We start from the raw sequence: 24,482 nt of genomic DNA on the forward strand, positions 1-24,482 counted from the left end.
CTTGCACTTTCGGGATCCACACGATGCGCTAGGTGCGGGTCACTCGAGCGTTACGGCCGTGCCGCTGACCGACACCATCATCATGCCCTCGTTCTTGCCGAGCGCGCCGTAATCGAGATGGACGCCGACGATCGCATGGGCGCCGAGGCGCTCGGCCTCCTCGATCATCTCCTGCAGGGCGGTGTCGCGCCCGTCGCGCAGGACGCGCTCGTAGGAGCCCGCGCGTCCGCCGACCACGTCGCGGATCGAGGCGAAGAAATCGCGGAACACGTTGGCGCCGAGGATCGCCTCGCCCGACACGATGCCGCGGTAGGACCCGATGCGGCGGCCTTCGATGGACGGCGTGGTGGTGATGATCATGAGCGTCTCCCTCTGCTCCGCTTCAGATGGGAAGGCAGGAGAGAAATGTCATCGTCCTCGGGACCGGCACCTCGTGTCGTCACCGGCCTTGTGCCGGCGATCCCGATCGGAAAGGTGCGGCGCTTCACAGCATCGGGATGGCCGGGACGAGCCCGGCCATGACGTGCGGGTGGCGGAGACGATCCGTGACGGACGGCGTCAGTGCCGGAAGTGCCGGTGGCCCGTGAACACCATGGCGAGGCCTGCCTCGTCGGCGGCCCTGATCACCTCGTCGTCGCGCATGGAGCCGCCGGGCTGGATCACCGCGGTGGCGCCGGCTTCCGCGGCCGCGAGCAGGCCGTCCGCGAAGGGGAAGAAGGCGTCGGACGCCACCACGGAGCCCCGGGCGAGGGTCTCGGGCAGGCCTGCTGCCTTCGCGGCCTCGGCGGCCTTCCAGGCGGCGATGCGGGAGGAATCGACCCGGCTCATCTGGCCGGCCCCGATGCCCACCGTCGCGAGATCCTTCGCGTACACGATGGCGTTCGACTTCACGTGCTTGGCGACCCGGAAGGCGAAGCGCAGGTCCTCCAGCTCCCGGTCCGTGGGGGCGCGCTTCGTCACCACCTTCAGGTCCATGGCGTCGACCACGGCGTTGTCCCGGTTCTGGGCCAGGAAGCCGCCCGCGACGGTGCGCAGGGTCAGGCCTTCCGCACGCGGATCGGGCAGGGCGCCGGCGAGCAGCAGGCGCAGGTTCTTCTTGGCCGCCACGATGGCGATCGCCTCCTCGCTCGCGTCGGGCGCGATGATCACCTCGGTGAAGACCTCGGTGATCGCCTTGGCGGCCTCCGCGTCGAGCGGCCGGTTCATGGCCACGATGCCCCCGAAGGCCGAGACCGGATCGCAGCGCAGGGCCTTCTCATAGGCCTCGCGCAGGCTCGTACCCTCCGCGACGCCGCACGGGTTGGCGTGCTTGACGATCACGATGGCGGCGGAGCGTTCGGGCGCGAACTCCGCCACGGCCTCGTAGGCCGCGTCCGTGTCGTTGATGTTGTTGTAGGAGAGCTGCTTGCCCTGCACCTGGCGGGCGGTGGCGACGCCCGGACGGCTCTCCGGGGTGCGGTAGAAGGCGGCGCTCTGGTGCGGGTTCTCGCCGTAGCGCATCACCTCGGCGATGGCGCCGCCGAGCGCCCGGACGGGCGGGGTCGCCTCGCCGAGCTCGCCGGCGAACCAGTTGGAGATCGCCGCGTCGTAGGCGGCCGTGCGCGCATAGGCCTTCTGGGCGAGGCGGCGGCGCAGGGCGAGCGTCACCGAGCCGTCATAAGCCGACAAGTCGTCGAGGACGGCGGCATAATCGGCGCCGTCGACCACCACGGCCACGTCGCCGTGGTTCTTGGCGGCCGCGCGGATCATGGCCGGGCCGCCGATGTCGATGTTCTCGATGCAGTCGTCGTAGGGCTTGCCGGCGGCCACCGTCGCCTCGAACGGGTAGAGGTTCACCACCAGGAGGTCGATGGGCTGGATGCCATGGGCGAGCATCGCGGCCTGGTGCTCGGGGTTCTCGCGGATGCCGAGCAGGCCGCCATGGACGGCGGGATGCAGGGTCTTCACGCGCCCGTCCATCATCTCGGGAAAGCCCGTGAGCTCGCTCACGTCCTTGACGGGCAGGCCCGCCTCGCTCAGGGCCTTGTGCGTGCCGCCGGTGGACACCAGCTCGATGCCGCGTTCGGAGAGCGCGCGGGCGAAGTCCACGAGACCCGACTTGTCGGATACGGAAAGCAGAGCGCGGGAGACGCGCTTCAGGTCGCTCGGCATGGCGGCCGCTCCATTCAAGGGAAGAGATGCGGGCGCGATACCACGGCAGACTCTTCATGGGAACCTGCCGCGGCTGCAAGGGTTGGATGCCGGGCCGTTATGGCGGCTCTTCGCGCTGGTGCCATCCCTCGGGCACGACCCCGCGGCAGGCCCAGGCCACCGCCGCGAAGGAGCGGGGGCCGTCCGGCTCGCCGGCCTCGTAGGCGGCGCGCAGGGCCCGCTCGAGGGCCGACCGCATGGCGGCGTCGAGCCCGGTCACGTATTTCCCGAGCGGACCCTCGCCCTCGGCATAGGGCGTCCAGAAATCCTCGAAGCCGAGATAGTCCATGCGGATCATCAGCGGCACCTCGGCGACGTCGGCGAGGCCGGCCTTCGTCCACAGCGCCCGCATCTCGCCGGATCCCGTCAGCGGCTTGTAATAGCTCTCGCGCCTGTGGGCGGCCGCGGAAGGGTCGAGCGCCGCGGCCGTGTCCCAGAACATGCGCTGATAGGGCATGCCGCCGTAGCTGTCCCACACCGCCGCCGCCACGACCCCGCCGGGCTTCGTCACGCGGCTCATCTCGCGCAGGGCCTGCTCCGATTCCGGCACGAAATGGAGCACGAGCAGCGCCAAGGTCCGGTCGAACGTGCGATCCTCGAAGGGAAGCGCGCAGACGTCGCCGCGCGCGATGGTGATCCGCGGGTCGGTGTTGCGCGCCCGGGCGGCCTCCGCATAGGTGTCGGAGAAGTCGATCCCGTCGATGCGGGCGATCTCGGCCACCTGAGGGATGGTGAAGGTCAGGCTGCCCGTGCCGCACCCGACATCGAGCACGCGCTCGCCTGCGTCGAGCCCGGCGAAGTCGAGAAAGGGTTTCGCCAGCCTCCGGCTCCAGCGGCCCATGAGCTGGTCGTAGGCCTCGGCACTCTTCGCATGGAACTTGGACGACATGCTTCGCTCCCGGGCTCGTCGGGGACATCGAACGCAACGCCGCGCCATTCTAGCAGACCGGCAGGCGGCGGCGTCAGTGCTCCTTCGGAGAATGGCCGCTGCCACGGATCCGCATTTACCTCCTTTGACCATTTGCCCGCGCAAGCGGGCTCCCGCCATGCTGCCCGGCGAAACGCGCAACGCAGACGCGGAGGGCAGCCATGAGCGATCTCGACAAGGGCATCACGCGGGCCGGCGAAGGCTACCGGGGCACGGCGTGGAACATCCTGGGCCAGCGTTACGTCCCGAAGGCCTCTTGCGCCTCGACCTTCGCGTTCGAGACCAACAGCGAGCCGGGGCAATACGTGCCTGTCCACATCCATCCCGGACAGGACGAGTTCATCCTGATGCTGGAGGGCGAGCTCGACCTGAAGCTCGACGGGGTCTGGAGCAAGGCGCGGGCGGGCGACCTCGTGCGCATGCCCCGGGGCGTCCCGCACGGCTATTTCAACAAGTCGGACGCGCCGGCCCGCGCCCTGTTCTGGGTCTCGCCCGCGGGCCGGCTGGAGGCCCTGTTCGACGCTCTGCACGACCAGACCGACATCCCGCGCGTGCTGGAGCTCTCCGCTGCGCACGAAGTCGATTTCCTGCCGCCGGAGGCCAACGAGTAACAGATCAGATCAGCTCGGGGGCCTGATCCGGGGGCTCGCCCGGGCTGAAGGTGCGGGCGAGGCGCTCGAAGCGCCAGCGCACGGTGGGCGTCTCGGCCGGACGGACCGTGAGCACGATCTGCTCCGTGCGCCGCATGCCCTCGGCGGTGGCCAGGAACACGCTGTCCTCGAGCTCCGCCTCGACCGGCGCGGCCGAGAACTGCCAGGCCTCGCGGTTGGGCAGGACCAGCATCACCACCCGGCCGCCCTGCGCGCGGCTCGCCCGGATGCCGGGCGCCAGATGGAAGCGGATGACGGCCTGCACGGTTCCGGCCCGGCCGCCGTCGCTGAAGAAGCTGTCCTCGCCCTCCAGCACGTTGCCCTTGGGGGCGAGCTGCCAGCGGCGCTCGTGGGTGATGCCGAAGCGGGCCTTGTACCCGTCATGGCTGGCGCTCAGCAGCTGGACGTGCTCGCGCTCGCTGCGCTCCGCCCGCACGTGCTCCGGCCCGCTGATGACCACCGGGCCCATGCGGCGCAGGACCCAGGCGGAGATCCGGCGCTGCAGCCAGTTGCCTTTCTTGTCGACGATCTGGCAGGACGACACGTCGTCGATGGACGCGGTGGAATGGGCCACCGTGGAGCGCGCGGCCTGGATGATCGCCGGGCCGGCGATGGTGGGCGTGCCGCAATTGACCACGATGCGCTGGACGGCGCTCGAGAACTCGAACGACAGGCAGCCGGCCGCCGCATCCTGGGACAGGGGCCGCGGCGGCGGCGCGCCCACGTCGGCCACGAGGAGCGAGCGCCCGGCCTCCAGGCGCTCGTAGCCGGAATGGGGCGCGTGATGGATCGGCTGGCTGCGCATGTCGTCGTAGGTGAGCAGCGTCGCCAGGTGATCGGCGGCGGTCACGCCCATGCCGTTGAAGTGGGACAGGGTGCCGTCCCCGTGCCGGAACAGGCGCACCATCGGCAGCATGCGGTCGACGGCATGGAGCAGCGCGTCCGGCGTATCGACCTCGCGGCTGGCGAACATCTGGCGCAGGGGCAGGAGATCGAAGAGCAGATCGACCATGATGCGCGGGTTGCGGCTCACATGTCCGCCGTCGGCCAGGATCTGGCGTTCGAGCTCGCGGGCGAGCAGGCGGCTCGCGCGCCTCAGGTTCCGGTCGAGGCCTTCGCAGCACAGGCCCGCATAGCAGAGCGCGATGCCGGCCATGAGCTGCTGGAACGGCAGGGCGCCCGACCGGACCTGGCGCTCCAGGGTGCGGACATGCTGGCCGATGATCTTGAGGAAGCGCTGGTAGAAGGCGTGGTCGGCGCCCTCCAGGATCAGGGGCGACTGGCTGATGAAGGACATGAGCCGGCGCGCGGTGATCTCCGGGCTGCACGCGATGCGCCGGTCGCCCAGCTTCGAGGTGACGAACTCGTCCACCAGGGAGCGGGCATTGGCCTGGGCGAGCGCCGTGCCGGCCGCCCGCAGGTGCCGCAGCCAGCCGAAGCCGTAGAGGGCCTCGGCCCAGGCGCGGCTCGGCGGCGTGAACGCGAAGGGCGAGCGCCCACTCGTCGTGATGGCGCGGCCGGAAAAGGCGAAGAAGCCGGAATAGATGTCAGTCGCGATGGTGGGATCCGCCGTGCGCAGGTCCTGCGGGGCGAAGAGCAGGCGCGTGGGCACCGGCGCGCTGGAGAGCCTGGACAGGCTCCAGACCGTGCTTTCGCGCATGGCGCGGCCTGCCTCGCGAGCGGCAAGCCTGTACACACGCCAGCGATCCGGCCCGAAATCCACCCGTGGCGCTCCTCTCATGCTGCTTGAATCCCAGTCAACTTAGGCGAGGAGTTCCTGCTGACTGGTTAACAACCGGTAAGAGATCGTTCACCCTGTTCACGAACCCCTGTGCACAAACCGTGCGACAAAGAAGCCGTCGAGGCCGCTGCGGTCGTGCTCGGACAGGGCCAGCTGGCTCGGCAGGGTGCGCAGGTCGCCCGCGGGCGTGAGGCATTCGGTCAGGCCCCCGATCTCGTCCGGCGCGACGGGGTTGCGGGCGAAGTCCGGGTGGCGGGCCAGAAAGCCCTCCGCCTGCCGCTCGCCTTCCTCGGCTTCGAGCGAGCAGGTGCAGTAGACCAGCCGACCGCCGGGCTTCAGGAGCGCCGCCGCCTTGTCGAGCAGGCGGCTCTGGAGCCCCGCGAGCTTGCGGATGTCCTCCTCGCTCTTGGTCCAGGCCACGTCCGGGTGGCGCCGGATGGTGCCGGTGGCCGAGCAGGGGGCATCGAGCAGGATGGCGTCGAAGGGGCCCGCCGTGAGCTTTTCCGCGTCGATGGCCCGGGTGTCCACCGTCAGATGCAGGCGGGCGAGGTTCTCCTCGAGGCGCTGAAGGCGCTTGGCCGAACGGTCGACCGCCAGCACCTCGGCCCCGGCGGCGGCCAATTGCGCGGTCTTGCCTCCGGGTGCCGCGCAGAGATCGGCGACGCGCTCGCCGGCCTTGGCCTGGAGCAGACGGGCCGGCAGGGCGGCGGCGGCATCCTGCACCCACCATTCACCGGCCTCGAAGCCGGGAAGATCGCGGATGGCCGTGCGCTCTTTGAGCCGGATGCTGCCGGTGGGCAGGAGCACGCCGCCGAGGCGCTCGGCCCAGGCCTGCGGGTCGCCTTTCACGGTCAGGTCCACGGAGGCCAGCGACCGGTGCGCCTGCGCGATCCGGGTGGCGAGCGGCTCGCCGTATTGCGCGATCCAGCGCTCCTCGAGCCAGGTCGGCGTGTCGAGCCAGGGATCGTCCTGGGCGAGGATCTGCTCGCGCTCGCGGGCGACGCGGCGCAGGACCGCGTTGATGAAGCCGCCCGCGTGATGGAGCTTGGGGTCGCTCTGGGCGATCTCGACCGCGCTGTCGACGGCGGCATGGTCGGGCACGTCGAGGAAGAGGATCTGCGCGGCCCCGACGGCGAGAAGATGCATCAGGCGCTCGTCCTTGGGCGGCTTGTTGAGCCGTTCGCGCAGGGCGTGGCCGAGCGTCCCGAGGCGCCGGAAGGTCACGATCGCGATGGCGCGGGCGAGCGCCTCGTCGCGGGGCGAGAGCTTGTCTGCACGGAGAAGCTCCTCCATCACGTCGTCGAGCGGCACGCGCCGCTTCAGGGTCTCCGTCACCGCCTGCCAGGCGAGGCGGCGCGGTCCGAGGCCCGCCTGTTCGTCCGATTGAGTCAAAATGCTATCCCCAAGGCAATCTAGCCCCATGGCCCCCGGCGGGTGCCGGGCGAGCCTGTGCTTGAACCCCCGAGGGATCCCCAGGGGCTCGATGAACTCTGCGCGACGAAGCCGGGCTGCGCCGATGCGCCCATCTCCTGGGCCAAAGCCTGCAGGGCCGCAATCCGGTTTTCCGTCGCGGGATGGGTCGAGAACAGGTTGTCCACGCCCTGACCCGAAAGCGGGTTGATGATGAACAGCGAGGCGGTCGCGGGGCGCCGCTCCGCGTCCGGGTTGGGAATGTGCGCTACGCCGCCCGCGATGCGCGCCAGCGCCGAGGCAAGCGCCAGGGGCTGACCGCAGATCTGCGCGCCCATCCGGTCGGCGTCGTATTCCCGCGAGCGGCTGATCGCCATCTGGATGATCATGGCGGCGATCGGGGCGAGCAGCGCGGTGGCGAGCATCACGATGGGGTTCGGCCGCTCGTCGCCCCGGCCGCCGAAGAGAAAGCCGAACTGCGCCAGGGTCGCGATGGCGCCCGCGATGGTCGCGCTCACCGTCATGATGAGCGTGTCGCGGTTCCTGATATGGGCGAGCTCGTGCGCCATCACGCCCGCCACCTCGTCGCGGGACAGCATGTGCAGGAGCCCGGTGGTGGCGGCCACCGCGGCATTCTCCGGGTTGCGCCCGGTCGCGAAGGCGTTGGGCTGCGGGTTGTCGACGAGATAGACCCGCGGCATGGGAAGCCCGGCGCGCTGAGCGAGGTCGCGCACCATGTGGACGAGCTCGGGCGCCGTGCGCTCGTCCACCTCGACCGCGTGGTGGGCCGCGAGCGCCAGGCGGTCCGAGTTCCAGTAGGCGAACAGGTTGGTCGCGAGGCCGAGGCCCAGGGCGATCATCATGCCGGTCCCGCCGCCGAGGAAATAGCCGACGACGCCGAACAGGGCCATCAGGCCCGCCAGCAGCATTCCGGTCTTGACGGTGTTCATCGGGGTCTCCACCTCGTGGTCAACGACATCGCATCCGCTGACCCCTATGTGGGAACGGTCCAGCTCCCTCCCAAGAGGAGCGGGATTCTGGCATAAGGCCCCTCATGATCACGAACGACAATACTCCCCCGATCGACCCCATCGAGGGCGCCGCCCCCGGCAAGACCCTTTCACCCGCCGCGCGGCGGGCCCTGGAGGAAGCCGCGCAGCGGCGCCTCGACATCGACGCCCGCGCGGCCGAGATCGCCAAGCAGAAGGAGCTCCAGGGCCGCGGCGGCCTCGAGCCCGTCCGCTACGAGGATTGGGAAGTGAAGGGTTTAGCGAGCGATTTTTGAGGCATCTCCTCCCGGCTCCACAAGGAGGCGGTTCCGGGCGCCTGCCTTTACTCCCGCGGTGCATGCACATATCGTATGCGCATGTGATTTCCGAAGGTGCCGCCATGTCCAAGCCCCTTGGAGCCGCCAGGGACCGCCGCCCGACCAACGTCACCCTCCCGGTCGAGCTCGTGGCCGAGGCGAAGGCTCTCAACATCAACGTATCCCAGGCCTGCGAAAGCGGATTGGCCCGCTCAGTGGCGCAGGCCCGGCAGGCTCGCTGGCTCGCGGACAACAGGGATGCCATCGAGGCCTATAACCGGATGGTCGAGCGGGACGAACTGCCTTTGGACCAGTTCCGGCAGTTCTGATGGGCCAGTTCGACGTCTATGCCGGCATCGGCCGGTCGAACCGGCTCGTGGTCGATCTGCAATCCGACATCCTGGACCCACTCGCCACCCGCATCGTCGCGCCCCTGTTCCAGCGCGACGAAGCTCCGATCCTCACCGACCTGACCCCGCAGGTCCGCCTCGACGGGCAGGATCTCGTCGTGATGATCCCGCTTCTGGCCTCCGTTCCCGTCCGCGAGCTGCAGCGCCCCGTGGGCTCCATCGCGTCCGACCAGGACGCCGTCAAGCGGGCGCTCGATGTTCTGTTCCTGGGCTTCTGACCGCGCCGGGACAAAGGAAGCGAAAAAAGTTCTCGCCCCATGTCACATCGGGCATCATCGTCTCGTCTTAGCATCGTCAGCAACACGACAGACGAAGGACCAAGACGATGAAAGCCCGGTTGATCCCCTACGACGTCGCTCCCGGCGCCCTGAAGCCGATGATCGAGCTGGAAAAGACCCTCAAGAACAGCGGCCTGGAGCACGGCCTGATCGAGCTGGTGAAGACCCGCGCCTCGCAGATCAACGGCTGCGCCTACTGCATCCACATGCACACCAAGGATGCCCGCTCGGCCGGCGAGGCCGAGGAGCGGCTCTACCTTCTGAACGCCTGGCGCGAATCCCCCCTCTACAGCGAGCGTGAGCGCGCCGCGCTCGCCTGGACCGAGGCCCTGACGCTCGTGGCCGAGACCCATGCGCCCGACGAGGATTACGCGGAGCTGAGCCGGCACTTCACCCCGGCCGAGCAGGTCAACCTGACCCTGCTGATCGGCGCCATCAACGCCTGGAACCGCCTGGCCATCGGGTTCCGGTCCGTCCATCCGGTCGAGGCGAAAAGTGCGGCCGCCTGACGGCACCGCGGCGGATCAGTTCCAGCCCCTCAGGCCGGGGCTGGTCCGTCTCGCCTACCGCATGCTCGGCTCGATCGCGGAAGCCGAGGACGTGGTGCAGGAGGCCTATATCCGCTGGCACCAGGCGGACCGCTCGTCCGTGCGCGAGCCCGGGGCCTTCCTGTCGAAGACGGTGACGCGCCTGTGCCTCGACATCCTCAAGTCGGCCCGGGTGAAGCGCGAGACCTATATCGGGCCCTGGCTGCCCGAGCCGGTCCTGGACCAGGACCAGGAGGACGCCATGAGCGAGGATCTGTCGCTCACTCTCATGATGGCCCTGGAGCGGCTTTCGCCCCTGGAGCGCGCGGCCTTCCTCCTGCACGACGTGTTCGGGCTCGGCTTCGACGAGGTCTCCGCCACCCTCGACCGGGATCCCGCGGCCTGCCGCCAGCTCGCCGCACGGGCGCGCAAGAACGTGCGCGCCGACCGGCCGCGCTACGCCATCGACCGGGAGGAGGGCGAGCGCATGACCGATGCGTTCTTCGCCGCCTCGCGCAGCGGCGACGTGACCGCGCTGCGCACCCTCCTGGCGGAGAACGTGGTGGCCTATACGGATGGCGGCGGCATCCGCAATGCGGCCCTCAACCCGCTCTTCGGCCTGCGCCGGGTGGCGGGTCTGTTCCTGGGCATCGCGCGCAAGACCGGGGGCGGACGGCCGCCGATCCTCTACAGGGGGCTGATCAACGGATTGCCCGGCATCGTCACCCTCGAGCCGGACGGCCTGGTCCAGACCACGACCCTCGACATCGAGGACGGCCGTATCGTCGGGGTCTACATCGTGCGAAACCCGGAAAAGCTAGGACACCTGTCCGGCCTGGCGAGCTGAACCTCGAGGGCATGCGGGCCCGGCGAAAGCCCCGGTTGTCCGCACGCCGCCCTCCCGCTACCCTGCCGGCCAAAGGGGAAGGCTCATGGCTGGGGCGGGCGAGACGGCGCGATTGGGGATGTTCCGGGATCTGTTGGGCGACGCGCACCGCGCGCTCGACCTCCCGTTCGGGTTCGAATTGTGGGACGGCTCCACGATTCCCGCCGACCTGCCGTCCTACGCCATGCGGCTCGTCATCCGGCGCGAGAGCGTGGTGGCGGCCCTGATGCGCCGGCCCAATCTCGACACGGCGCTCAACGCCTATGTGGCCGGGCTCCTCGACCTCAAGAACGGCACGATCTTCGACCTCGCCGCCCAGCGCCCGCAGAAGGTGGGACGGCGCCTGAAGGCCGTGAGCAAGCTGAAGGCTCTGAAGGTCGCCTATCACTTCCTGCGCGCGCCCGCCGACATGCCGCGCCCGCTCGACCGTGTCGAAGACAAGCCGGATGCCCGTGACGGCAAGCCTCAGACCAACAAGCGCAACGTTGCCTACCATTACGACGTGTCGAACGCGTTCTACCGGCTCTTCCTCGACCCGGAGATGGTCTATACCTGCGCGTATTTCCAGCCGGACTGGCACGACGACCTCGCCCGCGCGCAGCGGGACAAGCTCGACATGATCTGCCGCAAGCTGCGGCTCAGACCCGGCGAGCGCCTGCTCGACATCGGCTGCGGCTGGGGCGCCCTCATCTGCCACGCGGCGCAGCATTACGGCGTCAAGGCCACCGGCGTGACGCTCGCCGAGGAGCAGGCGGCGCTGGCCAGGGAGAAGATCGCCCGGCTCGGCCTGCAGGACCGGGTCGAGGTTCTGCTGCAGGATTTCACGCAGATCGAGGGTGAGTTCGACAAGATTTCCTCCATCGGCATGTTCGAGCAGGTGGGGATCGCCAACTATCCCGGCTATTTCAGCGCCGTGCATCGGCTGCTGCGCCCGCGCGGGCTCTATCTGCATCACACCATCGCCCGGCGCGCCAAGCGCAGCGACAAGGCGTTCCAAAAGCTCAAGCCCGAATACAAGGCGCTGACCCGCTACATCTTCCCCGGCGGAGAGCTCGATCACCTGGGCATGTCGATCGCCAATCTCGAACGCTACGGCTTCGAGGTGCACGATGTGGAAGCCTGGCGCGAGCATTACCAGCGCACCACGCGCCTGTGGTGGGACAGCCTGGCCGCCCGCCGCCAGGAGGCCGAGGCTCTCGTCGGGCCGGAGAAGACCCGCATGTGGCTGCTCTATCTCGCCGGCTGCTCGCTCGCCTTCGAACGCGCGGCCGTGGGCGTGAACCAGACGCTCGCCTCCAAGCGCACCCGCGGGCCGTCGGGCCTGCCGTCGAGCCGGGCGGATCTGTATCAGCCGCTGTAGTCGGACCCCCTTCCCGTCATGGCCGGGCTTGTCCCGGCCATCCCGATCGTCTTGAGCATCGCGCCCTTCCGACCGGGATCACCGGCACAAGGCCGGTGATGACGTGGAGGCTCGGGAATGTCACTACGGCACCACCACCACCCGGGTGCCGACGCTCACCTGGTCGTAGAGATCGACGATGTCCTCGTTGAGCATGCGGATGCAGCCATAGGACGCGTAGGTGCCGATGGAGCCCGGGCGGTTGGTGCCGTGGATGGCGTATTCGTCGAGGTCGAGGGTGAGCGCCCTGGCCCCCATGGGGTTGTTTGGGGCGCCGCCGGGGATCACGTCGGGCAGGCGGGGATTGTCGCGCTTGACCTCGTCCGGCGGCGACCAGGCGGGCCGAACGTATTTGCCGTCGATCCGGGCCTCGCCGAACCATTGCTTGCCGGGCTTGCCCACCGCCACCCGGTAGCGCAGGGCCGTGCCGTCGCCGCGCACGTAATAGAGCTTCCGCTCGGCCGTCCGGATCACGACGGTTCCGGGCGAGACCCGCCCCTCGAAGGGCACGACCTCGCGGGCGGAGGCGGCCGTGGCCGTCACGGTGAGGCCGGCCAGGGCGGCGATGGCGAAGGCGGCGCGGATGCTCATGTCTCGAACCCTCCCGGGAAACCGTGAGGGTGAGACGCGAAAGATAAGGCTAAGGTTCCCGCGCGGTCCGCCGGAGCCTGCTCAGATCCCCCCGCTCAGATCACCGGGTCCCAGGCCAGCATGCGCTCGCGCGGGTCGTGCGATCCCGGGTGCGGATGGCGGCTCGTCATGCGGGCGTGCAGCCGCTTCACAATGCGGCTCGCCGTGGTGAGGCACAGGAAGGGCAGGATCGCGTGGACCAGGGCCGCGAGGCCGGCCATGAGCAGGGGGCCGGCGAAGCTGAGCGCGACGGCCATGTGCTCGAAATAGCTTTCGCCGACGGAGTCCGGATGTTCGGTGAACAGGCGCTTCAGGGACATGGCATGGACTCCGGACGGGCTCCTGGATGAACGAGCCAGAAGCCTACGCCCGGACCGGAGGGAGCTCAACGGCCTTGCTGCCGCCAAGCTGTGCGCTCCGTCACGCGGCGAACATCGGACGAGCCATGGCCCAAACTCATGGCCGGGCCAATGACCCGGCCATGATGCCGGCGAGGCTCACGCGGCCTGCGTGCGCTTGTTCTGCCGGTTGGTGATCAGGTCGTCCACCACGGCCGGGTCGGCGAGCGTCGAGGTGTCACCGAGCGCGCCGAACTCGTCCTCGGCGATCTTGCGCAGGATGCGCCGCATGATCTTGCCCGAGCGGGTCTTGGGCAGGCCAGGGGCGAACTGGATCAGGTCGGGCGACGCGATCGGGCCGATTTCCTTGCGCACCCAGGCGACGAGCTCCTTGCGCAGCTCCTCGGACGGCTCCTCGCCGGCCATCAGGGTCACGTAGGCGTAGATGCCCTGGCCCTTGATGTCGTGCGGGTAGCCCACCACGGCGGCCTCGGACACCTTCGGGTGCGCCACCAGCGCCGACTCGACTTCCGCCGTGCCCATGCGGTGCCCGGACACGTTGATCACGTCGTCCACGCGGCCGGTGATCCAGTAATAGCCGTCCTGGTCGCGCCGGCAGCCGTCACCCGTGAAGTACTTGCCCGGATAGGTGGAGAAATAGGTTTGCACGAAGCGCTCGTGGTCGCCATAGACCGTGCGCATCTGGCCGGGCCAGGAATCGGCGATCACCAGGTTGCCCTCGGTGGCGCCCTCCAGAACCTTGCCGTCCGCATCGACGATCTGCGGCTTCACGCCGAAGAAGGGCCGGGTGGCCGAGCCGGGCTTGAGCTTGGTCGCGCCGGGCAGCGGCGTGATCAGGATGCCGCCGGTCTCGGTCTGCCACCAGGTATCGACGATCGGGCAGCGGCCGTCGCCGACCACCCGGTGGTACCATTCCCAGGCTTCCGGGTTGATCGGCTCGCCGACCGAGCCCAGCAGGCGCAGCGATTTGCGCGAGGTCGTCTTCACCGGCTCCTCGCCGGCCTGCATGAGCGAGCGGATCGCGGTCGGGGCGGTGTAGAAGATGTTGACCTGGTGCTTGTCGATCACGTCCCAGAACCGGGAGATCGTCGGATAGGTGGGCACGCCCTCGAACATCAGCGTGGTGGCGCCGTTCGCCAGCGGCCCGTACAGGATGTAGGAATGGCCCGTGACCCAGCCCACGTCGGCCGTGCACCAGTAGATGTCGCCGTCGTGGTAGTCGAACACGTATTGGTGCGTCATCGCCGCATAGACGAGATAGCCGCCCGTGGTGTGCAGCACGCCCTTCGGGGTTCCGGTGCTCCCCGACGTGTAGAGGATGAACAGCGGATCCTCGGCATTCATCTCCTCAACGGGGCACTCGTCGGAGACGAGTTCGGCCGCCTCGTCGTAGTACACGTCCCGGCCCGGCACCATGTTGACCGCCGAGCCCGTGCGGCGCACCACCAGCACGTGGTCGACCACGCCCGCGCCGACGCGCTCGATGGCCGCGTCCACATTCACCTTGAGCGGCACCTTGCGGCCGCCGCGCAGGCCCTCGTCGGCCGTGACGATGAAGGCGGACTTGGCGTCCTGGATGCGGCTCGCCAGCGAATCGGGCGAGAAGCCGCCGAACACCACGGAATGGATGGCGCCGAGCCGCGCGCAGGCGAGCATCGCGTAGGCGGCCTCCGGGATCATCGGCATGTAGATCGTGACGCGATCGCCCTTCTCCACGCCGCGGTTGCGCATGATGTTGGCCATGCGGCAGACCTGCGCGTGCAGCTCGCGGTAGGTGATCTTCTTCGACTCGGAGGGATCGTCGCCCTCCCAGATGATCGCGACCTGGTCGCCGCGGGTGTGGAGGTGCCGGTCGACGCAGTTATAGGCCACGTTGGTGACCCCGTCCTCGAACCAGCGGATCGCCACATTGTCGGGGCCGAAATTGGTGTTCTTGATCCGGGTCGGCGCCTTGAACCAGTCGATGCGCTTCGCCTCCTCGGCCCAGAAGCCCTCCGGATCCCGGATCGAGGCCTCGTACTTGGCCCGGTAGCCCGCGTCGTCCAGATAGGCGCGGTGGGTCCACTCGGCCGGCACGTCGTAGATCTTCTCGTCCATGGCGCTTCTCCCGAACGCATCCTCGATGGAATTAGCGCTAGGTTTACGGAAGAAGAGAGGGGTCGGGCAAGCGGGGCCGGGATCGGACTTTGGTCGCTGCCCCTTGGCGGACGGGGCGAAAACGATCCGGCCTGCGTGATCAACAGAGGTTGATCCGGCGATCCGGGGTAGGATCGCGTCATGCCCGACCCTCAGACAGACTTCGCCAGGATCCAGGAGCGCATCGTCGAGGCCGATCTGCGGATCTCCGCGCAGATCGCCCGGATCGAGCGGATGATCGAGACGGGCCGCGACACGATCGAAGCCCAGGACCTGCTCGGGCAGCTGGAGGCTCTCGTGGAGCAGTGGCACGTCCGGCGAAGGATCATCCTGGATGACGTCGCCACGGCCGGAGCTCGGCCACAAGAGTCGGCCTGTAACCCTACGTTTCCGCTCCAGACACCTGGATGGGCGCGATCTGGAGGGCCTTTTGCTCCTCGGCCGTCGCCAGGGCATCCATGTGCTGCGCGTATTCCAGAAGCTGTCGCCTGGCATCGTTCAACGAGATCCAGGCGGCCATTTCCCGGGCGTCGTGAGCGCGCCTGCGGTAATCCGCGGCCTGATCGAATGGAAACGCTCGCACTGCCTACCCCCGTGCCCGCCGACGAGCCTTAACGATCGGCGACCATCTTTGTTCACGCGTCCCGATCATTGGATCTGAATCGCCCCGCTTGGACTTTCGCCCGATGAGCCCCATATATCCGTCATCACCGGCCGGTCACGAATCCGTAGGCGCCGGTGGCTGAGAGAGACGTGCGCTCCCGCCTGCAGGGCCGAGGAGCGCCGTCATGGCCGACAATTCCCAAGATGGACTGCCCCAAGATCGAATTCCGTCCGTCATGTACGACGCCGCGCTTCTTCGCATGTCGTGGGACGCCATAGCGCGGGCCAAGAAGCTGCTGGATCAAACCCAGCCGCTCGTGGACCGGATCACGGGCGGTTCCCTGATCGGCGCGCGCGCCCTTGACCGGGATGAAGGCGGGCCGCCCGGGGACGTGCAACTGACGCCCGATGAATGACCTCGAGTTGGAAGAACGTTTCGAAACCTGCGCTCAGGGAAGCCGTCGCGCCAGCCCGCTCCGGGTGGAGCATCAGCAACGCTTGCAGCGCTGCCGCAGGCAGATAGCCCTGGCGCGCGCGCTTCTGGCGCAGCCCGTCTACCCCTACGATTCCATGGCACCCCACGACCCGTTCGACCTCAGGGGCGCGAAGGCCAAAGAGAGAGCCTAGATCGCATCCCTGGCCTGGGCTTCCGGCCATGACGGGAAAGGGCAGCGCGAACCGGACGTTCGCCCTGCCCCGTCATCACCGGCCTTGTGCCGGTGATCCCGCTTGCTTGAAGCACCGCGCCTTTCAATATCGGGATGGCCGGGACAGGCCCGGCCATGACGGGAGAGGACGACAGGCAGCCCCTCACACGCCGCCCATCCGGCAGATGATCGCCCATTCCTCGTCGGTGACCGGCTGCACCGAGAGGCGGGAATTGTTGACCAGGATCATCGTGTCGAGGCCGGGCTCCTTCTTGATCGCCTCGAGGGTGACCGGGCGCTTGAAGGGTTTGACCGCCTTGATGTCGACCATGCCGAACCGGCCCGTCTCGTCCGTGTGGTCCGGGTAGTATTCCCGGATCACCTCGACGATCCCGACCACCGCCTTGCCCTCGTTGGAATGGTAGAAGAAGCCCTGCTCGCCCTTTTTCATGGCCATCAGGTTCTGCTTGGCCACGTGGTTGCGCACCCCGTTCCAGTGCGTGCCTTTCGCCCCCTCGGCGACCTGGCTGTCCCAGGACCAGACGGAGGGTTCGGACTTGTAGAGCCAATGGGCCATCGACGCTTACTCTTAGTGTTCGGATTTGACGGGACGGTTCATGAGCGCATCGACCGCCTGATCGAGACTCCATGCGCCGGACAGGACCTGCTCGACGGCCTCCGCGATCGGCATATCGATGGTCTTTGCCCGCGCCAGCGCCACGAGGGCGCTCGCGGTCGCGGCGCCCTCCACCAGCTTGCCGCCGGCGGCCTCGGCGACGCTCATGCCCTGGCCGAGGCGCTGGCCGAAGGCGAAGTTGCGGGAATGGGCGGACGAGCAGGTGAGCACCAGATCGCCCAGGCCCGACAGCCCCATCAGGGTTTCCGGGTCGCCGCCATAGGCGCGGGCGAAGCGCAGGAGCTCGGCGAAGCCGCGGGCGATCAGCGCCGCCTTGGCGCTCTCGCCCAGGCCCCGGCCGGCCACGGCCCCGCACGCGATGGCGAGCACGTTCTTGGCCGCGCCTCCGATCTCGACGCCGCGCACGTCGCCCCGGTGATAGACGCGCAGGGTCGGGCCGGACAGGGCGGTCGCGAGGTCTTGCGCGAGGGCCGCGTCCCGGCAGGCGAGCGTCACGGCGGTGGGCAGGCCGCGGGCCACGTCGTCGGCGAAGCTCGGGCCCGAGAGCACGCCCACGGGCGCCCCGGGGCGCACCTCCTCGACCACGTCGCAGAGAAAGGATCCGCTCGCGCGCTCGATCCCCTTGGCGCAGAGCACCAGCGGGGTCGCCCGCGGCAGCGCGCCGGCGAGCGCCGCGCTCATCTCGCGCGTGGTCTGCGCCGGCGTGACGAGGAGAACGGCCCGGACGCCGGCCAGATCGGCGAGGGCCGCGGTCGGGCGGATGCGCTCGTGCAGCGCCACGCCGGGCAGGAAGCGCTCGTTGGCGCGCGTCGCCGCCAGGGCCGCCGCGTGCTCGGGCGAGCGCATCCAGAGCACCACGTCGTTGCCGGCATTGGCCGCCGCATTGGCGAGCGCCGTCCCCCAGGCGCCCGCGCCGGCGATGCCGATGGTGGGGGCCTGCCCGGCCATGTCAGGCCTTCGCCCCGGCCTCGTCGCGGCTCGTGTCGAGGGGCCAGCGGGCGCGGGCCGGGGCCGCGATGTCGTCGATGAGGCCGAGCCGCATGCGCTCCAGGCCGGCCCAGGCGATCATGGCGCCGTTGTCGCCGCACAGGGCCAGCGGCGGGGCGACGAGCTTGAGTCCGGCCTCCACGGCGAGCCGCTGCAGGCCCTGGCGCATGCCCTGGTTGGCCGCGACGCCGCCCGCCACCACGAGGGCGGTCGGGTGGCCGGCGATGTCCCGGAAGGCGCGCAGGCCCACGCGGGTGCGGTCGACCACCACGTCCACGATGGCGGCCTGGAAGCCGGCGCAGAGATCGGCGATGTCGCTGGCGGTGAGCGGGGCGATCCTCTCCGCCTCGATGCGCACGGCGGTCTTGAGCCCCGACAGGGAGAAATTGGGTTCCGCCCGGCCCTGCATGGGGCGCGGGAACGAGAAGCGCTCCGGATTGCCCTTCAGGGCCTCCTGCTCCACGTGCGGGCCGCCCGGATAGGGCAGGCCCAGCATCTTGGCGACCTTGTCGAAGGCCTCGCCGATGGCGTCGTCGATGGTGGTGCCGAGGCGCACGTAGTCGCCGACGCCGCGCACCGCCACGAGCTGGGTGTGGCCCCCGGAGGCGAGCAGCAGCAGGTAGGGGAAGCCGATGCCGTCGGTGAGCCGCGCGGTGAGCGCGTGGGCCTCCAGGTGGTTCACCGCCATCAGGGGCTTGCGGGTCACGAGCGAGATCGCCTTGGCGGTGGTCAGCCCCACGAGCACGCCGCCGATCAGCCCGGGGCCCGCCGCCACCGCGATGCCGTCGACGTCCTTCACGGAGCAGTTGGCGCTTTTCAGCGCCCGGGCCACGAGCCGGTCGATCACCTCCACATGGGCGCGGGCGGCGATCTCCGGCACGACGCCGCCGTAGCGGGCATGCTCGGCGATCTGGCTCAGCACCTCGTTGGAGAGGATCTCGCCGCGTCCGTCGAAGCCGATTCCGACCACGGCGGCCGCGGTCTCGTCGCAGGTGGTCTCGATGCCAAGGATGCGCATGGGCGGGGCTGCTCAATTCCGGTGTTGTCCGGGCTTCCGGCCCGGCGCTCCTCCCCCTATAGTCCGCCGCGCCGCATCAAATCAAACCCGATCGTTCAAGACAGGAGACCTCAGGCAGAATGGCCTCTTCACCCACCCTGGTCATCGGTACGCGAGGCAGCCCCCTGGCGCTCGCCCAGGCCCACGAGACGCAAGACAGGCTGGTCGCTGCCCATGGTTCAACCGGGGCCGGCTGGACCGTGGAGCACCTGCCCCTGTCGATCATCAAGACCACGGGCGACGCCATCCAGGACCGGCCCCTGTCGGAGGCCGGCGGCAAGGGGCTGTTCACCAAGGAGCTCGACATCGCGCTCCTCGAGGGCTCCATCGATCTCGCGGTCCATTCCGCCAAGGACCTGCCGACGGCCCTGCCGGAAGGCATCGCCATCGCGGGCTTCCTGCCGCGCGAGGACGTGCGCGACGCCTTCATCAGCCACCGCTTCCGGAGCCTGGACGATCTGCCGCGCGGCGCCGTGGTGGGCTCCGCGTCGCTGCGGCGGCAGGCTCAGGTCCGCCGCCTGCGGCCCGACCTTCAGGTGACACTCTTGCGCGGCAACGTGCAGACGCGGTTGGCGAAACTTGAACGCGGCGAGGTCGACGCGACCCTGCTCGCCATGGCGGGCCTGCGCCGGCTCGGGCTCACCGGCCACGTGACCACCGTGCTCGAGACGGACGACTTCCTCCCGGCCGTGGGGCAGGGGGCCATCGCGGTGGCGATCCGGGCCGAGGACGAGCGGGTGCGGCAGGCGCTGGCCCCCATCCTCGACGGGCCGACCGGCCAGGCGCTCGCCGCCGAGCGGGCCTTTCTCACCATCCTCGACGGCTCCTGCCGCACCCCGATCGCCGGCCATGCCCGGCTCATCGGGCCCGAACTCGAGATCCGCGGCCTCGTGCTGCGTCCCGACGGCTCGGAGAGCCTGGAGGCCGTGCGCCGCGGCGCGCCGGAGGATGCGGCGGCCCTCGGGCGCGAGGCCGGGGCGGAGCTGCGCGCCCGCATGCCGGCCGATTTCCTGAAAGCCTGATGCAGGTCCTCGTCACCCGATCGCCCGAGGATGCCGGGCGCACGGCGGAGAAGCTCGCCGCCCTGGGCCATGCAGCCTGCCTCGCCCCCGTTACCCGGATCATCCCGACCGGCGACCCCGAGCCGGACGCGCTCTGGGACGGGCTCATCGTGACCAGCGCCCACGCGGCCGATGCCCTGACGGGCCTCGACCGGGACAGGCCCGTCTTCGCCGTCGGGGCGCGCACGGCCGATGCGGTGCGGGCTCAGGGCTTCGCCCGCGTGTCCGTGGCGGACGGGGACGCGGTGTCGCTGGCGCGGCTGATTCGCGAAACCCTGCCGCCGGGCCTCGTTCTGCTCCACGTGACCGGCCGCCACCACAAGGACGAGCCGGCCGCCTCGCTCCACGCGGGCGGATTTCGCGTCCTGTCCTGGGAGGCCTACGAGGCGAAGGCGGTCGAGACGCTGCCCGAAGCCGCCGCCGCGGCCCTGCGCACTGGCCAAATCGGCGCCGCGCTCCATTATTCACGGCGGAGCGCGGATCTCGTCGTCCGGCTGGCCGAGGAGGCGGGACTGGCTTCGAACCTCCGGGCCGTTTCCCATCTCTGCCTGTCGGCCGACGTGGCCGCGCCCCTCGCGGCCGCCGGCGCGGCGACACGCGTGGCCGGGGACCCGTCCGAGGACGCGCTTCTCGGTCTCCTCGGTCCGCCTCCGCCGCATCGCCGGTGATGCTGCCGTTGGGAAGCTTTGCCATACGAGGAGGATCGTGGTCCGATGGGCCCGCCCGTTTTCGAGGATCGTACCGCCAGGAGGACCAAACGAGGGAACGAAACGCTCCGCCCAAGCTTGCCTCAATTGCCTTTCATACTGACCATTCGAAGATCTCGCGCCTGAAGCGACCCCTGCAAGACCCATGCAAGAGTGACCCGTGACCGATTCATCTGATCCCCGACGTCCGAAATCGTCCCGCAAGAAGCCTTCGCGCGAGCCGGCGACCCTCGACCTGAAGGCGACCGTGATCGACGACGGCATAGCCCATGCCGGTGCCGCCCGGGATACGGTCGGGCCGGACACTCTCGGACCAGACACTCTTGGTCCCGAGACCCTTGGTCCCGGCACCCTTGTCCCGGAATCCCCCGCCGCGGAGACCCCCGTCGGGGAGGGAGCCTCCGAGACGACGATTGCCGCAGGCGCGGCCCCGGAGGTGATTCTCGACGACACCATCCCGAGCGGCAGCACGCCTCCGGCCGAGGATGTGGTGGCCTCGCCGGAGGCCACGCTCGATTCGGGAGCCGGCACCGATACGCTCCCCGCCGGAGCCTCCGTCGAGGAGCCCTGGAAGCCGGATACCAGGTTGTCTGAAAGCTCCTTCCAGGAATCTCCCAGTCAGGAATCTCCCACGCCCCAGGAATCTTCCGCGGCGCGGGGGCAGGACGATGCCGTGCCTCCTCCCCAGGCTGCTCCGGAGCGGCGCAGCTCCGCCGGCGCTCTCCTCGGTTCGGGGCTGCTCGGCGGCCTGATCGGAGCGGGCCTCCTCTACGGATTGCAGGCCTGGCAGGGCTCTCCCGCTCAGGACGACCCGCGGCTCGCGCAACTGGAGCAGCGGGTGAACGCCCTGCGGCAGCAGCCGGCCCCGTCCGGACAGCCCCAGGCCGCCACGCAGGCGCTGGAGGGCCGCCTTCAGGCGCTCGAAACCGCCCGAGGCGATCTGGATCAGCGGCTCCAGGCCATTCAGGACACGGCCCAGCAGGCGGCGAGCCAGGCGCAGGAGGCCTTGAACCGCCCCGCGCCCGAGGCTCCGCAGCCGGCGCCGCAGAACGAGGCCGCGCTTGCCGATCTGGGGAACCGCCTGTCGGCCCTCGACGAGCAGGTCCGGGCGAACGCCCAGGCGGCGACCGATGCCGCGACCAAGGCCGCGACCGCCACGCAGGAGCTCGACCGCCGCATCGCGGACCTGGACCGGCGCCTCGCCGACCAGGACCGTCGGTTCGGCGAGGCCGAGAGGCGTTTCTCCGAGACGGATCGCCGCTTCACGGACACCGACCGGCGGTTCGCCGAACAGGAGCAGCGTCTTGCGGCCCTGTCCCAGCAGGCGGCGCAGAACGCCCGCACCGCGGAGGCGGCCGGCCAATCCGGGACCAAGGTCGTGCTCGCCGGGCGCCTGAACGACGCGCTGACGAGCGGGACGCCCTATGCGGACGTGCTCGACAGCGTCAGGAAGGCCGGAGCCGACGCGAGCCGCGTGGCGCCCCTGGAGCCCTTCGCCCAGCAGGGGGCACCGACCGCGGAGACGCTCACCCGCAGCTTCGAGCCGGTCGAGACGGCGATCCTGCGCGAGAACCGCGGCCCGGCCGAGGGCTGGACCGACCGGTTGCTGCGCATGGCCGACCGGGTGGTAACGGTCAGGCCCGTGAACGACCCGGGCTCCGCGGGCGTTCCGGGCCTCGTCGCCCGCATCCGGCAAGCTCTGGAGCACGGCGACGTGGCGGAGGCCGCCGCCTCCTGGGAGGCCCTGCCCGAGCCGTCGCGGCGGCTCTCCGAGGACTGGGGCCGGCAGGTCAAGGCGGTCGCCGAGGCGCGCCAGGCCGCGCAGGCGATCAGCTCCGACGCCCTCGCCACCCTCAACCGTACGACGCAATAAAAGGATCTGCCCCGCATGTGGCGCGCTCTCGTTTTCATCGGACTTCTCTGCGTCGCGGCCTTCGGCGCGGTCTGGCTGGCCGACCGGCCGGGCACGGTCCTGATCACCTTCGGCGGCTATGAAATCCAGATGTCGGTGGCGGTGGCTGCGATCGCCCTGGCCGGCCTCGCCCTGGCCCTGGCGCTGCTCTGGTCCCTGGTCACCGGCCTCATCCAGCTGCCGACCCGCCTGACCTTCGCGTCGCGGGCGCGCCGCCGCTCCCGTGGCTATCAGGCCGTTTCGCGAGGGATGGTGGCGGTCGGCGCCGGCGACACCATCGCGGCCCGCCGCTACGCCAACGAGGCCGAGCGCCTGCTGGGCAAGGAGCCCCTGACGCTCCTGCTCAAGGCGCAGGCCGCCCAGGTGTCCGGCAACCGGGAGGTCGCCGAAGCCGCTTTCCGGCAAATGATGGACGAGGACGAGACGCGGGTCCTCGGCCTGCGCGGCCTCTTCGTCGAGGCGCGCCGCCGGGGGGACGCGGAATCGGCGCACGAATACGCCACCGAGGCCGTGCGCCTGGCGCCGGCGGCCGCCTGGGCAAGCGATGCGGTGCTCGAAGCGCGCTGCGCCGAACGGGACTGGCGCGGGGCGCTCGAAACCGTCGAGCGGCGGACCTCGCTTGGCCTCCTCGACAAGAAGACGGCAAGACGCCACCGGGCCGTCCTGCTCACGGCCGACGCCCTGGAGCGGATCGACCGGGATCCGGAGGGAGCACTCAGGAGCGCCCAGGATGCGGTGAAGCTCGCGCCCGACCTCGTGCCGGCCGCGGCGCTGGCCGGGCGTCTCCTGTCGCGGAAAGGGGATCTGCGCCGGGCCGCCAAGGTGGTCGAGACCGCTTGGCGCAGCCTGCCGCATCCGGATCTGGCGGAGGTCTATCTCAACCTCCGTCCGGGCGATTCGGGTCTTGACCGCCTCAAACGCGCGGAAACGCTCTCGCGGCTCTCCAACGGAGCACCGGAAGGACGCCTCGCGGTGGCGCGTTCGGCCCTTGAGGCCCGCGAGTTCGACCGGGCCCGTGACGCCCTCGAGCCCCTGCTGCGGGACCGGCCGACCATGCGGGTCTGCCTCCTCATGTCCGACCTGGAGCAGGCCGAGCACGGCTCCACGGGCAAGGGGCGCGAATGGCTGGCCCGCGCCACCCGGGCGCCGCGGGATCCGGCCTGGATCGCCGACGGGGTCGTGTCCGATCACTGGGCGCCGATCTCGCCCGTGACCGGCCGCCTCGACGCCTTCGTCTGGCAGGCGCCGCCCGACGTGCTGATCGCCCCCGAACTCACCCTGCACGACGACGTGACGGCGGATCTCGACGACGAGGTCAGGGCCCTGCCCGTGGCGCCTGCCGAAGAGCCCGTTTCTCAGCCTCCTTCCAGCTCGCCCGTCCCTGCGCCGGGGCCCGCGCCGGCGGAGAACGACGTTCGGACCGAGGCCGTCATCGCCGAACCGCTCAAGGAAGAGATGCGGGCGGACACGCCGCCCCCACCGTCCGGACCAGTGGTCTTCCCGGCCACGCCGCCCGACGTGCCGAAGCCGAAGGAGCAGGCGTCCGCACGTCGCAGCGTTTTTTCGGTCTGGTGAGCCATTCCGACCTTTCCCTCCCTTGCCAACCAGCAGGGGAGGGGGTAAGAGGGCGGCCTCTCGGATCGCAACCTTGCGATGCCGCAATAGCTCAGCTGGTAGAGCACCTCATTCGTAATGAGGGGGTCGGGGGTTCGAATCCCTCTTGCGGCACCATCCATTCTCCCTGAAAACCAAGGGGTTGACGGTTGGTCCGGCAAGGTCTTAAAGACCTGCCACCTCGCCCGGTGCCCATCAGGTCGCCACGGTGAGGAGAGAAGGATTGGTCGAAAGGCCAGTGCAGATCAGACTGGGGTCGTAGCTCAGTTGGGAGAGCGCGTGAATGGCATTCACGAGGTCAGCGGTTCGATCCCGCTCGGCTCCACCAATCTGATCTGAAAACGGAGCGTGCGGGTGTAGCTCAGGGGTAGAGCACAACCTTGCCAAGGTTGGGGTCGAGGGTTCGA

The 24,482-nt window shown here is 69.8% G+C and carries 26 protein-coding genes, 2 tRNA genes and 1 pseudogene; 16 read left to right on the forward strand and 13 right to left on the reverse strand.

Annotated elements, in window-relative coordinates; all coding sequences use genetic code 11:
• Positions 1-39 precede the first annotated feature (39 nt).
• The 3 genes from KBI52_RS15240 to KBI52_RS15250 all read right to left on the reverse strand — a co-directional run bounded on the left by KBI52_RS15240 (position 40) and on the right by KBI52_RS15250 (position 3,079).
• Positions 40-360, reverse strand: coding sequence for a heavy metal-binding domain-containing protein (locus KBI52_RS15240; RefSeq protein ID WP_173949068.1), 321 nt, complete (start codon positions 358-360; stop codon positions 40-42).
• Between the two features lie 198 nt (positions 361-558).
• Positions 559-2,151 (reverse strand): bifunctional phosphoribosylaminoimidazolecarboxamide formyltransferase/IMP cyclohydrolase, encoded by a 1,593-nt coding sequence (gene purH / locus KBI52_RS15245; RefSeq protein ID WP_210808524.1) that lies wholly within the window; start codon positions 2,149-2,151, stop codon positions 559-561.
• A gap of 97 nt (positions 2,152-2,248) precedes the next feature.
• On the reverse strand, positions 2,249-3,079 hold the full coding sequence (locus tag KBI52_RS15250) for a class I SAM-dependent methyltransferase (protein WP_173949066.1): 831 nt from the start codon (positions 3,077-3,079) through the stop codon (positions 2,249-2,251).
• Positions 3,080-3,279: 200 nt separating this feature from the next.
• On the opposite strand from KBI52_RS15250, the gene KBI52_RS15255 reads away from it, so the two are divergent.
• On the forward strand, positions 3,280-3,729 hold the full coding sequence (locus KBI52_RS15255; RefSeq protein WP_173949065.1) for a cupin domain-containing protein: 450 nt from the start codon (positions 3,280-3,282) through the stop codon (positions 3,727-3,729).
• Positions 3,730-3,733: 4 nt separating this feature from the next.
• Here the strand turns inward: KBI52_RS15255 and KBI52_RS15260 are convergent, their stop codons facing one another.
• From KBI52_RS15260 to htpX, 3 genes are all read right to left on the reverse strand, one after another.
• Positions 3,734-5,509, reverse strand: a complete 1,776-nt coding sequence (locus KBI52_RS15260) for a heparinase II/III family protein (protein WP_247654413.1) — start codon at positions 5,507-5,509, stop codon at positions 3,734-3,736.
• A 78-nt stretch (positions 5,510-5,587) separates the two neighbouring features.
• Complete coding sequence (locus KBI52_RS15265) at positions 5,588-6,931, reverse strand: RsmB/NOP family class I SAM-dependent RNA methyltransferase (protein WP_210808526.1); 1,344 nt, start codon at positions 6,929-6,931, stop codon at positions 5,588-5,590.
• On the reverse strand, positions 6,922-7,869 hold the full coding sequence (gene htpX, locus KBI52_RS15270) for a zinc metalloprotease HtpX (protein ID WP_210808528.1): 948 nt from the start codon (positions 7,867-7,869) through the stop codon (positions 6,922-6,924). Before htpX ends, KBI52_RS15265 begins: the two co-directional genes overlap by 10 nt.
• A gap of 104 nt (positions 7,870-7,973) precedes the next feature.
• On the opposite strand from htpX, the gene KBI52_RS15275 reads away from it, so the two are divergent.
• The 6 genes from KBI52_RS15275 (at position 7,974) to KBI52_RS15300 (ending at position 11,686) form a co-directional block, all read left to right on the forward strand.
• Complete coding sequence (locus tag KBI52_RS15275; RefSeq protein WP_210808530.1) at positions 7,974-8,204, forward strand: DUF1674 domain-containing protein; 231 nt, start codon at positions 7,974-7,976, stop codon at positions 8,202-8,204.
• 104 nt (positions 8,205-8,308) lie between these two features.
• Complete coding sequence (locus KBI52_RS15280) at positions 8,309-8,554, forward strand: type II toxin-antitoxin system CcdA family antitoxin (RefSeq protein ID WP_173949061.1); 246 nt, start codon at positions 8,309-8,311, stop codon at positions 8,552-8,554.
• Positions 8,554-8,853: a CcdB family protein gene (locus KBI52_RS15285; RefSeq protein ID WP_210808532.1), complete on the forward strand. Its 300-nt coding sequence runs from the start codon at positions 8,554-8,556 to the stop codon at positions 8,851-8,853. The genes KBI52_RS15280 and KBI52_RS15285 overlap by 1 nt, the downstream gene beginning before the upstream one ends.
• Positions 8,854-8,960: 107 nt before the next feature.
• Positions 8,961-9,422 (forward strand): carboxymuconolactone decarboxylase family protein, encoded by a 462-nt coding sequence (locus tag KBI52_RS15290; protein ID WP_210808534.1) that lies wholly within the window; start codon positions 8,961-8,963, stop codon positions 9,420-9,422.
• Entirely contained in the window at positions 9,409-10,287 is an 879-nt protein-coding gene (locus KBI52_RS15295; RefSeq protein WP_173949058.1) for a sigma-70 family RNA polymerase sigma factor, read from the forward strand. The genes KBI52_RS15290 and KBI52_RS15295 overlap by 14 nt, the downstream gene beginning before the upstream one ends.
• An 85-nt stretch (positions 10,288-10,372) precedes the next feature.
• Positions 10,373-11,686, forward strand: coding sequence for a class I SAM-dependent methyltransferase (locus KBI52_RS15300; RefSeq protein ID WP_173949057.1), 1,314 nt, complete (start codon positions 10,373-10,375; stop codon positions 11,684-11,686).
• Between the two features lie 123 nt (positions 11,687-11,809).
• Here KBI52_RS15300 and KBI52_RS15305 read toward each other — a convergent pair whose 3' ends face one another.
• The 4 genes from KBI52_RS15305 to KBI52_RS15320 all read right to left on the reverse strand — a co-directional run bounded on the left by KBI52_RS15305 (position 11,810) and on the right by KBI52_RS15320 (position 15,433).
• Positions 11,810-12,316 (reverse strand): L,D-transpeptidase, encoded by a 507-nt coding sequence (locus KBI52_RS15305; protein WP_173949056.1) that lies wholly within the window; start codon positions 12,314-12,316, stop codon positions 11,810-11,812.
• A 95-nt stretch (positions 12,317-12,411) separates the two neighbouring features.
• On the reverse strand, positions 12,412-12,675 hold the full coding sequence (locus KBI52_RS15310) for a DUF6356 family protein (protein ID WP_247654414.1): 264 nt from the start codon (positions 12,673-12,675) through the stop codon (positions 12,412-12,414).
• 177 nt (positions 12,676-12,852) lie between these two features.
• Positions 12,853-14,811 carry an acetate--CoA ligase gene (gene acs / locus KBI52_RS15315; RefSeq protein ID WP_210808554.1) on the reverse strand — a complete coding sequence of 653 codons (1,959 nt, stop codon included), beginning with the start codon at positions 14,809-14,811 and terminating at the stop codon, positions 12,853-12,855.
• Between the two features lie 421 nt (positions 14,812-15,232).
• Positions 15,233-15,433, reverse strand: a complete 201-nt coding sequence (locus KBI52_RS15320) for a hypothetical protein (RefSeq protein ID WP_173949052.1) — start codon at positions 15,431-15,433, stop codon at positions 15,233-15,235.
• A gap of 205 nt (positions 15,434-15,638) precedes the next feature.
• On the opposite strand from KBI52_RS15320, the gene KBI52_RS15325 reads away from it, so the two are divergent.
• Together KBI52_RS15325 and KBI52_RS15330 are read left to right on the forward strand one after the other, a co-directional pair.
• Positions 15,639-15,869 (forward strand): hypothetical protein, encoded by a 231-nt coding sequence (locus tag KBI52_RS15325; RefSeq protein WP_210808536.1) that lies wholly within the window; start codon positions 15,639-15,641, stop codon positions 15,867-15,869.
• A gap of 7 nt (positions 15,870-15,876) precedes the next feature.
• The gene (locus tag KBI52_RS15330) at positions 15,877-16,080 is read left to right on the forward strand and encodes a hypothetical protein (protein WP_210808538.1); all 204 of its coding nucleotides are present in this window, start codon (positions 15,877-15,879) and stop codon (positions 16,078-16,080) included.
• A 183-nt stretch (positions 16,081-16,263) separates the two neighbouring features.
• Here KBI52_RS15330 and KBI52_RS15335 read toward each other — a convergent pair whose 3' ends face one another.
• From KBI52_RS15335 to tsaD, 3 genes are read right to left on the reverse strand one after another with little or no spacing between them, the layout of a single operon-like run.
• The gene (locus KBI52_RS15335; protein WP_173949049.1) at positions 16,264-16,677 is read right to left on the reverse strand and encodes an EVE domain-containing protein; all 414 of its coding nucleotides are present in this window, start codon (positions 16,675-16,677) and stop codon (positions 16,264-16,266) included.
• Between the two features lie 12 nt (positions 16,678-16,689).
• Positions 16,690-17,685, reverse strand: coding sequence for an NAD(P)H-dependent glycerol-3-phosphate dehydrogenase (locus tag KBI52_RS15340; protein WP_210808540.1), 996 nt, complete (start codon positions 17,683-17,685; stop codon positions 16,690-16,692).
• Between the two features lies 1 nt (position 17,686).
• Positions 17,687-18,742: a tRNA (adenosine(37)-N6)-threonylcarbamoyltransferase complex transferase subunit TsaD gene (gene tsaD, locus KBI52_RS15345; protein WP_210808542.1), complete on the reverse strand. Its 1,056-nt coding sequence runs from the start codon at positions 18,740-18,742 to the stop codon at positions 17,687-17,689.
• Between the two features lie 119 nt (positions 18,743-18,861).
• Between tsaD and hemC the strand changes: the two genes are divergently transcribed.
• From hemC to KBI52_RS15375, 7 genes and pseudogenes are all read left to right on the forward strand, one after another.
• The gene (hemC, locus tag KBI52_RS15350; protein WP_173949046.1) at positions 18,862-19,803 is read left to right on the forward strand and encodes a hydroxymethylbilane synthase; all 942 of its coding nucleotides are present in this window, start codon (positions 18,862-18,864) and stop codon (positions 19,801-19,803) included.
• Positions 19,803-20,510: a uroporphyrinogen-III synthase gene (locus tag KBI52_RS15355; RefSeq protein WP_210808544.1), complete on the forward strand. Its 708-nt coding sequence runs from the start codon at positions 19,803-19,805 to the stop codon at positions 20,508-20,510. Before hemC ends, KBI52_RS15355 begins: the two co-directional genes overlap by 1 nt.
• Positions 20,511-21,346: 836 nt before the next feature.
• Positions 21,347-21,391 (forward strand): annotated as a pseudogene (locus KBI52_RS34160) (hypothetical protein); the annotation flags it as partial.
• A gap of 770 nt (positions 21,392-22,161) precedes the next feature.
• Positions 22,162-22,422 carry a mitofilin family membrane protein gene (locus KBI52_RS32960; protein ID WP_247654416.1) on the forward strand — a complete coding sequence of 87 codons (261 nt, stop codon included), beginning with the start codon at positions 22,162-22,164 and terminating at the stop codon, positions 22,420-22,422.
• A 15-nt stretch (positions 22,423-22,437) separates the two neighbouring features.
• On the forward strand, positions 22,438-24,036 hold the full coding sequence (locus KBI52_RS15365; protein WP_210808548.1) for a heme biosynthesis protein HemY: 1,599 nt from the start codon (positions 22,438-22,440) through the stop codon (positions 24,034-24,036).
• 80 nt (positions 24,037-24,116) lie between these two features.
• Positions 24,117-24,192 (forward strand) — tRNA-Thr (locus tag KBI52_RS15370).
• A gap of 135 nt (positions 24,193-24,327) precedes the next feature.
• Positions 24,328-24,403, forward strand: a tRNA-Ala gene (locus tag KBI52_RS15375).
• Positions 24,404-24,482 lie beyond the last annotated feature (79 nt).

The organism is Microvirga sp. HBU67558 (assembly GCF_018069605.1).
Taxonomy (GTDB): domain Bacteria; phylum Pseudomonadota; class Alphaproteobacteria; order Rhizobiales; family Beijerinckiaceae; genus Microvirga; species Microvirga terrae.